At 36.6% G+C, this 11,611-nt stretch carries 5 protein-coding genes; all 5 read left to right on the top strand.

From position 1 onward, the window contains the following. Nucleotides 1-180 precede the first annotated feature (180 nt). The 5 genes from LVD47_RS20155 to LVD47_RS20135 all read left to right on the top strand — a co-directional run bounded on the left by LVD47_RS20155 (nt 181) and on the right by LVD47_RS20135 (nt 11,586). Nucleotides 181-1,188, top strand: coding sequence for a YpdA family putative bacillithiol disulfide reductase (locus LVD47_RS20155; protein WP_236980081.1), 1,008 nt, complete (start codon nt 181-183; stop codon nt 1,186-1,188). 23 nt (nt 1,189-1,211) lie between these two features. Then, nucleotides 1,212-1,556 (top strand): hypothetical protein, encoded by a 345-nt coding sequence (locus LVD47_RS20150; protein ID WP_236980079.1) that lies wholly within the window; start codon nt 1,212-1,214, stop codon nt 1,554-1,556. Between the two features lie 440 nt (nt 1,557-1,996). Next, nucleotides 1,997-3,076 (top strand): phosphotransferase enzyme family protein, encoded by a 1,080-nt coding sequence (locus tag LVD47_RS20145; protein WP_236980077.1) that lies wholly within the window; start codon nt 1,997-1,999, stop codon nt 3,074-3,076. A 159-nt stretch (nt 3,077-3,235) separates the two neighbouring features. Further along, a complete protein-coding gene (locus LVD47_RS20140) occupies nt 3,236-10,306 on the top strand; it encodes a malectin domain-containing carbohydrate-binding protein (RefSeq protein ID WP_236980074.1) in 7,071 nt (2,356 codons plus the stop codon). Between the two features lie 98 nt (nt 10,307-10,404). Further along, a complete protein-coding gene (locus tag LVD47_RS20135) occupies nt 10,405-11,586 on the top strand; it encodes an AIR synthase-related protein (protein ID WP_236980072.1) in 1,182 nt (393 codons plus the stop codon). Nucleotides 11,587-11,611: the final 25 nt, after the last annotated feature.

Here is an 11,611-nt window from a genome sequence, read left to right as displayed (position 1 = left end):
ACAAGTTGCAAGTTTAAAAATAATATCAATCGAAGTCGACTTTTTTGATTTTTTTGTGATATTGTTCATTACTACTTTCCCGGCGTAAGGGATAAAAATTAGAAGACTGATTTCTATTTTGGGAGTTGATTGATATTTTTGCCAGTAATTGTAAACATGCATATAAGCTAAAAGAATAAGATGAAGCAAATAGATGATCAGGTATTTGATTTAGTCATAGTTGGTGGAGGTCCTATAGGGATGGCCTGTGCTATTGAAGCCGAGAAAAAGAAATTGAACTACATAGTCATAGAAAAAGGTGCATTGGTAAATTCTCTTTTTAACTTCCCTACAAACATGACTTTTTTCTCTACTTCAAAATTGTTGGAAATTGGTGGTGTCCCTTTTATTTCCCATTCTGAAAAGCCTACACGCCGCGAAGCACTGGAATACTTTCGAAGAGTATATGATGCATGGAATTTGAATATGGCGTTTTATGAAGAGGTAGAAAATCTTAAAAAACTTGATGAAAGTTTTATTATTACCACATCCCATCGCAAAATTCAAGCAAAATATGTGGTTTTGGCTACGGGTTTCTATGGACAGGAAAAGAAAATGGATGTCCCCGGTGAAAATCTGGATAAGGTGAGGCACTACTATCGGGAAGCCCACCCATATATCGGGCAGGATATTCTGGTTGTAGGTGCTGCCAATAGTGCTTGTGATGTGGCGCTGGAACTATTTCATAAAGGGTCAAATGTGACTATGGTAATTCGAGGTGATACAATCAACAAAAGGGTAAAATACTGGATTCGTCCCAATATCGAAAACCGAATAAAGGAAGGATCTATAAAAGCTTTCTTTAATTCGACCGTCGAATCTATTCATCCTGATTTTGTAATAATCAAGACACCTAATGGTGAGGAGAAAATCCCCAATGATTATGTATTGGCAATGACTGGCTATACCCCGGATTTTACATTTCTTGATAATCTGGGAATTGAAAGGAATCCATCTGATTCCAATCTACCCGATGTCGATCCGGATACCTTGGAAACCAATATTGAAAATTTATTTTTAGCAGGGGTGATTGTTGCGGGCAATTATACCAGTAAACTCTTTATAGAAAATGCCAGAAGCCACGCCAAAGTTATTTTAAGTGAAATATTAGAAAAAGAAAAATATTTGGAGAGTAAAGGATTGGCATAATTTATGTTCCTAACTCCCGTACTATGAGTATTGAAAAAATTAATAAATATAATGCGCCTGTAACCCTCAGGCATACCGAAACAGGAGAAGAATATAGTTCCAGAATATTAGCATTTAAAAACGGTGTTTTGTACGTGGAGCTAGTGTTGGATTTGGATTGTAAAAAAGGCAAGTACAAAAGATCATTAGCAATACAAGCTGCAAAGTATTTCAGGAAAGAGAATGATGAATTCCAAAAATCTTTAGCTTCAAAAATATCAGTTTTTTATACTAAAAAACCAAATACGAATAAAAATTCCAACGAGAATTTTGAATTAATTCACGATTCAACGATAGGAATTATTTTCCAGGATGGACTATTGAACTAATTGTAAATGGATTTTCATACTCTCGGGGTAATTTCCTTTAATCATCCCGGTTGATCAATAAATTCATGCTTTTTCATTCTTTACGTAATAAATAATAGTAATCATGGTCCATTCATTCTATATTTATAAATAGTAGAAAAAGATAGTAAGTTTTTTATTACTAACCGGCGAAAAAGTTATCGTGAGTTCCATTGGTTCCTTTCTTTTTAAAACATCGGCCTGATGGCCAAAAACACTGCGAAATAATCAAATTTATATTCACCCACTTGAATTTTAATTTTACTTCTATATAACGAGCTGAATATTAAATATCCATTGACTTGGGACATTCATTTCACCCATCAGCAATACTTCCTTCATATTCATAAATTAAATATAAATGTTTTTCTCTTTTGAAATTAGTGTTACTTTAGTGACTTTTTGTAACTATAGTATTCAAAATGATTGTAGAAAGCATTGAGCTAGAAAATAATGTTTCGAAAGTTGTAAGTCAATATTTTCCACAGGCAAAGGTCCAGAATATAAAAGTTATTGAAAGTGGCCATATTAATGCCACTTACAGGGTTGATGTGTTCGAAGAAGAGGGGAAAGAGGCGAGCTATTTATTGCAGAAATTAAATACGGAAGTGTTTAAGAACCCCAATAGTGTCATGGAGAATATAAATCGCTGTGCCCGATTTTTGCATGATTTTACGGAAGGCTATCCTTATGAAATTCTCACGCCATACAAAACGGAAAAGGAAGGTTCATTTTTAGTAAAGAATGAATCGGGCTATTGGCGTTTATTTAATTTCGTAGAGAATACCATTTCGCTCGATAAAATAACAACCGGTGAAGAGGCTTTTCAGATTGGTAATGCCTTTGGAACTTTTCTTTTCTATGTAAATGGGGATAATGTAACGGAATATAACATTACTATTCCCAACTTCCATGATTTTACTTCCCGATATGCTCAGTTTGTGAAATTTCTTAAACCTTATGACATAAAGAAATTTGATTCTGAAGTACAAAACCTCATTTTAGAGATTGAGGGGTATTCCAGGGAATACATTAATCTCGATAAAGTAGAAATTCCCCTTCGATTGATCCATCACGACACAAAAGCAAATAATGTTTTGTTGGATGAAAGTACCGGAAGCCCCAAATGTATCATCGACCTGGATACCTTAATGCCAGGTTCTATTTTTTCTGATTTTGGTGATTTGATCCGTACAGTTCTCAATCCTTTTGAGGAAGATAATTTCCTAGATAATAATAAAAAAATAGATATTAATATTTTTAATAATCTATCAAAAGGGTTTTTATTGCCTTTAAATGAAATACTTACAAATAATGAAAAGGATTATTTGATTAAGGGTGGGAAAAGGATTATATTACTTCAGGTTTTGAGATTTTTGGAAGATTATTTACGCGGTAATATATATTATCAGGTAGATTACGATAAACATAACCTCATACGGGCTCAAAGTCAAATGAATCTGTTCAAGGCTATTGAACGCACTGAATTGAGCCTTCATTAGAAAAACTTAATGATTTTTATGTATTTGTAAATAATTAACTTTTATATATTAATTTTTCTAATATATTTGTAGTTAATGACATAAATTTAAAAATTATTGTTTTTATAATATATGGCAATTAATCCTATGAACAAAATTAAGTTTTTAATACTGATATTTGTGCCGATTTTATTATCTAGAGGTAATTCTCAAGATATTGAAGCTACACCCAATGTAACTGTTACTATTTTTCTAGATGAAAATAATAATGGAGAGCGCGATAATGACGAAGAATTGGTAGATGGTTTTTCACTTGAAGTTTTGGGCTTTAACGGTGATATGGTTCCATTTACTGAAAATCCCTCCGGTGTTTTTAAAGGGTATATTGATGCCCGTGCACGGGTAGTCGTGAAAGGCTACAGTGAAGAATTAATGGAAGGTAATGCCGGTGCTACCGGAACATCTGTGTTTTTTGCTGAACCGGGAAATGAATATTTTGTGGCGGTTTCTTCAGGGTTGAAATTTGATGCATCCAGTCAGATGGTTATTTTGCCTTGTTATGAAGGGGGACCTGCAGAGGGAAGTAAAGGACCCGCACTTATTGAATTTAATTATATGAATGATGGCGTAGCAGCCATGCACAACGGAAGTGCACCCAATCCTTCCATGTTAGCTTCCATAGAAGAGATCGGAGCCACATGGGGAGTCGGTTTGCAACAGGATGCTAATACTGTGTATACATCTGCTATAGTGAAACGGCATGTAGGTCTCGGACCAAAAGGTGTTGGGGGTCTATATCAGTATAACCTCACTGAAAATGCCTTGTCATCATACGATTTGCAAGGTATTAATACATTAAATAATGGAATTCTTGATTTTGGTAGTTTAAAGAGAAAGATTGTAGACAGGGAAATTGAACATGACGAATCCGATCAATACGCCCTGACCAAAAAAGAACTTGTTGCTACCTATGATATGGATGCCTTTGATAAAGTTGGAAAAACAGGTATCGGAGACATTGATGTGACTGCAGATGAAAATACCCTATGGTTGGTAAACCTGTACAAACGATCTTTGGTGTCGGTGGATGTATCTGAAGGACAACCTAATTTTAATCAAGTGTATGAATATCCCATTCTAGATTTACCAGGTATTCCCGAAGTGAATTATATGTATCGTAGGAATATAAACGCCGGACCAATGAAAGCACCCGGTGCGGAATCCTTTACTGATATGTATAAAGTAGCCTGGGAAAGAAATAAATATGGAGAAGGAGGAACTCCTGGATATACAGGTATGAAAATTGCCAATGCGATGAATGAGGCAGAACATACAACCGAAGAACAACTATACAGGTCTTATTATCTTGGTGAAGAAATATCTTATAATGTGCCGATTACCAAGAACGGAAGTTATACCGTGAGATTACATTTTGTTGAATTGGATGAAAAATTCAATCCAGACGATAACAGTGAACCAGAACAGCGGCTATTCAATGTACTTGCTGAAAATAATATTAAGTTAGAAAACTATAATATTATTGAAAACGCGGGTGGATTTGCGACAGCTGTAGTAGCCGAGTTTGAAGTGGATGTGCTGGACAATGAGTTGAACCTTGAATTTGTCGGAATAGGTGGTTCTAAAGCAAAAGTTTCTGGAATTCAAATAATAGGAAATGAAGTGATGAATTCAGGTGAACTTAGACCCTGGGGGTTGACATTCCATGAGGGTAGGGGGTATATAGGCCTGATATCTGATGCTTCAGTATCTCGAAATAAAGACCATTTATATGGTTTTGTATTGTCATTTGATCCGGATAACATTAGTGGGGGATTTACCAATGAATTGCAATTCCCATTAAAATACAGAAGGGAGAGAGTCTCACATGCAGATCTTGTATCTCCTCAACCCAATAAAACCTCGGTCTGGGAAGCCTGGATCGAAGAGTGGCACGAGACCCAAATACCTCTTGACGATGAGACTGTTTTTGCATCTTATCCCCAACCTATTCTTTCCGATATAGATTTTGATAGTAAAGGCGATATGGTAATTGGCCTGATGGATAGGTGGGCTCACCAGGTAGGTTACCGGAATTATCCCGCTATTGTGGGGAATCAGACATATATTGTAGGCTATGCTGCCGGGGATATCCTAAAAGCAATGAAAAAAACGGGACCTGTCCAAACAAGGGATGGTGAAAATTATGACCTGGAAGCATTAAATTATGATGAACCTCCGACGCCATATTTAAATAATGATGGCCCGAGCTATCAGGGGGAATTCTTTTACATGGATTATTACGAAGCTTCACGGGCTCATCACGGGGAATTGTTTACCGGAGGGTTTGGTGTAATGCCTGAAACAGATGAAGTGGTATTAACAGTGTTCAATCCATTGGTGACAAATGGAAGGGAATTATTTGAAAACGAAGGTGTTTTTAGTCAGGGAACCCATGTATATTCTACGGAAAACGGGGACAAAAACAGGGCCTATTTGTTTATTGATCAATATGAATTTGGGAAAGCAAATGGGTTGGGAGATATTGAATTTTTAAAGTCTTTACCCGGAATTAATATTGGGAACTATGTTTGGTGTGATGGAAATGGTGATGGTATTCAACAGCCTAATGAAAATGGAATACCAGGAGTGGAATTGAGCCTGATTTGTGTAGACGAAGAAGAAGGGAATACATTAGTGGCTACTACCACTACCAATATTTATGGAGAGTATATTTTCTTAAATGTGAATCCTAATAAGAGGTATCTGATTACAATGGACCTCAATCAGGATGGACTGGAGGGATTTCGAAGAGAAGTGACCCAAAGGAATGCAGGGGGAATCGACGGAGATCTTATTGATTCTGATGCCAAGGGTGATTTGATTCCCGGTTTTGGGGTTATTGAAGTTAATTCGTTGGAATTACAATATAATTATTCCTTTGATTTTGGATTATTGGGGCCGGAAGTTCAGGATGTTCAACGAACAGTATGTCTTGAACCCAACCAGACGAGGGGCGTTTTTGATTTATGTGAAATAGCAGATTCAGTTGATATGTCAGGTGGCAATAATGTGTATTTCTATCGCAGTGAAGAAGATGCTATACAAAATTTGAATCGGATTGATATTGAGGGCTGCAACTATGAGTCACTTAGTGATACACTATTTGCCAGGGTTTCAGTTCCCGGTGACATTCTTTGCTATTCCATAGCTACTGTCGAATTGATTGTTAACGATATTGAAACCAATATTGTAATTAATAAACAGGTATGTGAAGATACCCCCACAGATCTTACAAGACTGATTAACCTTAATCAGGAAAGTACAATGGTGTTTACAAGTCCTTCTTATAATGAATCGGATATGATAGCAGATTTGGAAAATTATATTCCCGATCAACTTCCGGTTACGTTGTATTTTAAGGCGAGTTTTAATGTGAATTGTGATGCTTTTGGAGAGTTGAATTTGACAGCTATTCCTTCTTTTGAAATAGATATGGAAGAGAATGCAAGTATTTGTATGGGAGAACAATTTTTCTTTTCTGATCTGAATATATCTTTTCCGGAAGGTGCGGGCTCTATTGACGATATATATTGGGAAACTACCGGGTCAGGAACATTTAATAGTGGTCCCCAGTTTTCTAATGCACAATCCTATACTCCCAGTCAAGATGATATAGACGATGGATATATAGAATTTACACTTGTTGCCTCAAATGAGTGTTATCTGGTAGAAAGACTCGTTAAACTCACTATCTTCAATGAGGAAATGATTCGCATTGATTGTCCGGAGACAAGAACCGTTGATTGTACAAATGATAGTATTGCAGATTTATTCAATCCATTGTTCCCGAAACCTACGGCTGTAGTTGCTTGTGATAAATTTATCAACCCCGAACTGAATTATGTTGAAATTGATAAGTATGATTGTCCGGAAGAGGGTGATTCAATCGTTGGTAGAATTGTACGCCACTGGATTTTTGAGTATAAGGTCAATGTATGTGATGACGATGTAATTAATAAAGTATTCGACCCTGAATGTACCAGAATAATAGAAGCTGAATGCTCAGATACAATATATATATCAACATTACCTTTGGATAGCCTGGTCTGTCCTGATTCTATGGTAATGCTTGAGTGTGAGGAAGTAGATTCACTTGATGCAAATGGGAATCCTCATCCATACCTTACAGGTGTGCCCCGATTGGATACTATTGACTTATATCCTGGGTTGGATAGTAGCTTTTGCAGTATTTATGCAACCTATGAAGATGTACAGTTTATTCCTAATTGCGGCAGCACTGGAATGATCAAGCGAATATGGACCATTCACAATAGATGTGGTAAAGAAAAAATAATGTGTGAACAATGGATTCAAATCCAGGATACCAAAGCACCTATTATTCGCAAGGATTTTTCATTTTATCATAAGTACGATGGAGATACTGTAATCATTAATACAGAGAAGGATGAATGTGTAGGATTATTTTATCCAAGTATCTATACCCGCGATTTATGTGTTGGGGTCCATAGCGTAAAAGCCATGGTGGCAAATTATGGTGCGGTTGAATTAGTGAGAATAGATTCTAATATTTACCGTGCTTTAGAACCGATTCGAATACCTTATGGTCATGAACCTGTTGAGGTTGTTTATGAAGCTAGTGATTTGTGTTGGAATATGAGTGAATTGTCACACTTTGTAAGGGTTAAAGACCATACACCACCTACTGTAGTGGTTGATGACAATGTAAGTATAAGCCTCACGCAAAAAAAATCATGGTTAAAGGCTGAAGAATTGGATGAAGGAAGTTGGGATAATTGTGGTGATGTCATGGTATTGGCCAGAAGAATGGATTGGGAAACTTTTTGTGTTGAATTATGCACTGATGAAATTTCCGAAATAACCACTTTAGAAGACTTGAATAAGATAGACCCTTTATCTGTATTAGACGAGGGAGATGTTGAACTTTATTACCGGGATATGATCAGGTGGTTAGAAGAGGATTATAGTTGTGGTGATGAATTAGTCGAGGGTTGGCGTCAGGGAATCCGATCGTATTGGGCAGAAAATTGTGGACCGAAGGACGAACACGGGAATCCATTAATTAATGTAACGAATACTTTTATTGGAGGTGGTTGGAGTAAGAAAGTTCCATTTGGTTGCGAGGATGTTTGTCAGGATGTAATGGTGGAAATTCTTGTGATGGATCAATGGTGTAATTGGGGAAAATCGTGGACAACAGTTCGGGTCGAGGATAAAGTAGAGCCAAAATTATTACAAAGGCTGGAAGACGTTACATTGAGTTGTGATGCTTACAATAAGTATTATAAATCAGTTGTTGATCTTGCGGTTGAAGCAGGTAATAGTGAAAATGATTCAGCTGTATATGCCAATCTTGATAATTTGCTTGGGGGTTATAATATTGCATGGGAGAACAGTAATGGGGAGCCTGTCAATATGAACGGAGATTTATTACCGGCCGATTTTAGTGTACTCAACACCATTTGTGGTGATTCACTGAAGGAAATAAAATATCAAGATACTTTACATGATGGTGAAATTGTATGGAAAACAAGAAGTATTGAAGTTTCCTATCTCGAAGATCTGCCGACGGATGTGAAAAATGGATATTTGGGAGTTAATTGCACTGCTACAGTCGTACAGGATATTTGGCCCGATATTGATGAATGCGGGTATGGGACTATTATGAGGAAGTTTTATGTTTCGATAGGATGTGGGAATAAAAATACCACAAGGGAATATACTCAAACTATCAATATAGAGCCTACTTGTCCATTGCGAAGTTCGATGTTTTCATGGCCGGAAGACACCGAAATTTGTATGCCATTAACCCTAAATGCCCAAGGTAATGTGAACCTGCCCGTCAGTAGAATTGGAAAAGTAGATTATACATTCCCCAATGATTGCAGGACCATAGGAATTGGGCACCGGGACCGGGTATTGGAAGTGTTGGAATCCGATAATATGCACAAGATAGTCCGGACATATACTGTTAAAGATTGGTGTAGTGGAGAATCCCTGGAGTACGATCAGGTTATTGTATTGGTTGATACATGTGATGCAGGAAATGAAGATGCTGTTACCCTGGCTGGAACTATTTCTAATCCTAATGATCAACCCATACTCAATGTAGAATTGAATATTATGGAGCAGAAAGATCTCATGGAAAAATATGGGATTGCAAATGGAAATTATTTTATGCAGATCCCATATCAATTTGATAGGGTATACCTGACAAAAGAAGATTCGTATAGAAAAGGTGTATCACTTTTGGACTTAATTTGGATACAGAGAGTATTAAGTAATAAATCTACTTTTGATAATAAATACCAGGAAATTTCTGCTGATGTTAATAATAACGGCATATTGGATTTAAATGATTTGCTCACTGTCAGAAACTTGTATATCGGAAGGATTCATGAATTTTCTGATGTCCAGCCGTGGAAGTTTATAGATAAGAAATCAGGGAAAGGGTATGCTGATATTCCTGTTGGGAAATCTCTTAACGAAAATGATTGGATCGGTGTCAAAATGGGAGATGTTAATTTTGATTCTGACCACTTGATAAGGAGTAATAATAGGTCGACAGGTAATACATATCCTGTTACCCTAGAATATACAACCAATGATAATGGGGATCCGATAGTGAAGTTTATTGCTGGATCGGAAATTCGGCCTGAAGGGGTGCAAATGTCATTAGACTTCAGTGATGTTGGAGATTATTCTATTGAAGGAATGGGACTCCAAAACGATGGAATGGATATTTATCGAAGCTCAGGAGAAATTAAATTAATTTGGCTTTCAAAGGAGACAGCTCATAAAATTTCGGAGGGGGATATTCTTTTTACAGCGACAGTAAAAAATTTGGATCAGAATGAATTTTTGAAATTGGGTTCATCGTTGGTTCCGGAAATTTACGGAACAGATATGGTTGCAAAAGAAATTAGCTTCAATCATCGAAAATCTGATAGAGGATGGTCTCATAAAATATATCCTAATCCTGTAAATTCAAATAGTATTTTAGAGATTAAGGCACCTGGTACCCAGGAAGTAAATATAACGATTCGGGGTATTGATGGTAAATTAGTCAGGTCCTGGGATAGTGAATTGTCAGAAGGAATTAACCGTCTGGATATTAATTTTGAATCCTATTTGAGACCTGGAGTCTATTTCTATCAAATACTTAATGGAGAATCTATGCAGACAGGTAGATTTGAAATTATTCCTGAGTAATCTACTTTTCAAATATATTTGAGTTAGAATAAATTGGTAAAGTTTTCATCACTGTGCGATGAAAACTTTACTTTTGTTAATAAGTAATTAAAAAATCTATGTCGGATCAACTTAAATATGAAAAGAGGGGCGTTTCTGCTTCCAAGGAAGATGTACATAAGGCCATAAAAAATATTGATAAAGGATTGTATCCTACAGCATTTTGTAAGATTCTTCCGGATTACCTTTCAGGGAAATCGGATTACTGTAATATCATGCATAGCGATACGGCTGGTACCAAAACAAGCCTGGCTTATATGTACTACAAAGAAACGGGTGACAAAGAAGTGTGGAGAGGAATAGCCCAGGATTCTCTAGTGATGAATATTGATGATATGGCCTGTGTCGGAGCTTTGGACAATATAGTGGTTTCTTCTACCATAGGTCGGAACAAATCTCTCATACCCGGTGAAGTCATTGAAGAGATTATAAATTTCTTTGATCCTTTCAAAAATATGCTCAAAGATTTTGGCATAAATATTCATTTAGCGGGCGGTGAAACAGCTGATGTAGGGGATATTGTGAGAACTATCGATGTAGGGTATACTACTTTTGCTTCGATGAAACGTGAAGAGGTGATTGTCAATCGAATAAAGCCCGGTGATGTAATAGTGGGTTTTGCCTCTTACGGGAAGGCAACGTATGAGAATAGTTATAACAGTGGAATGGGAAGTAATGGGTTGACTTCTGCCCGTCATGACTTGCTCAATCCCTCTTATGGAATAAAATATCCTGATTCAGTTGACCCAAATGTAAACACCAAATACCAGTATACAGGAACAAAAGATTTATTAGATCCGGTTTCTATTGATAATTTTAATTTGGATATAGGAAAATTAATTCTCTCTCCTACAAGAACTTATGCCCCTTTGATTAAATCTATTGTTGATGTTTATTTTAAACATATCCATGGCATGATCCACTGTACAGGGGGAGGGCAATCCAAAGTTTTGAAATTTGTTGATAATGTAAAAATTATAAAAGACAATTTACTTGAGATACCTCCGCTCTTTCGCATGATCGAAGAGGAGGCGGGACTTCCCCGAAAGGAAATGTATCAGGTATTCAATATGGGACATAGGTTAGAAATCTATACTGATGAATCCTCAGCGATTGGAATGATTGACAAGGCCCGAGAGTTTAATATCGATGCAAAAGTAATCGGTAGGGTAGAAAAGTCTGAAACCAAGTCAGTGGTAATAAGAGACGAGAAAGGCGAATATGAAATATTTGACCGATAACCTCAATGATTCCCCAAAATAACTA

Source organism: Membranihabitans maritimus (assembly GCF_021729145.1).
GTDB lineage: Bacteria > Bacteroidota > Bacteroidia > Chitinophagales > Saprospiraceae > Membranihabitans > Membranihabitans maritimus.
Note: the sequence above shows the minus strand (reverse complement) of the source record. Positions and strands in the feature narration are given on the sequence as shown.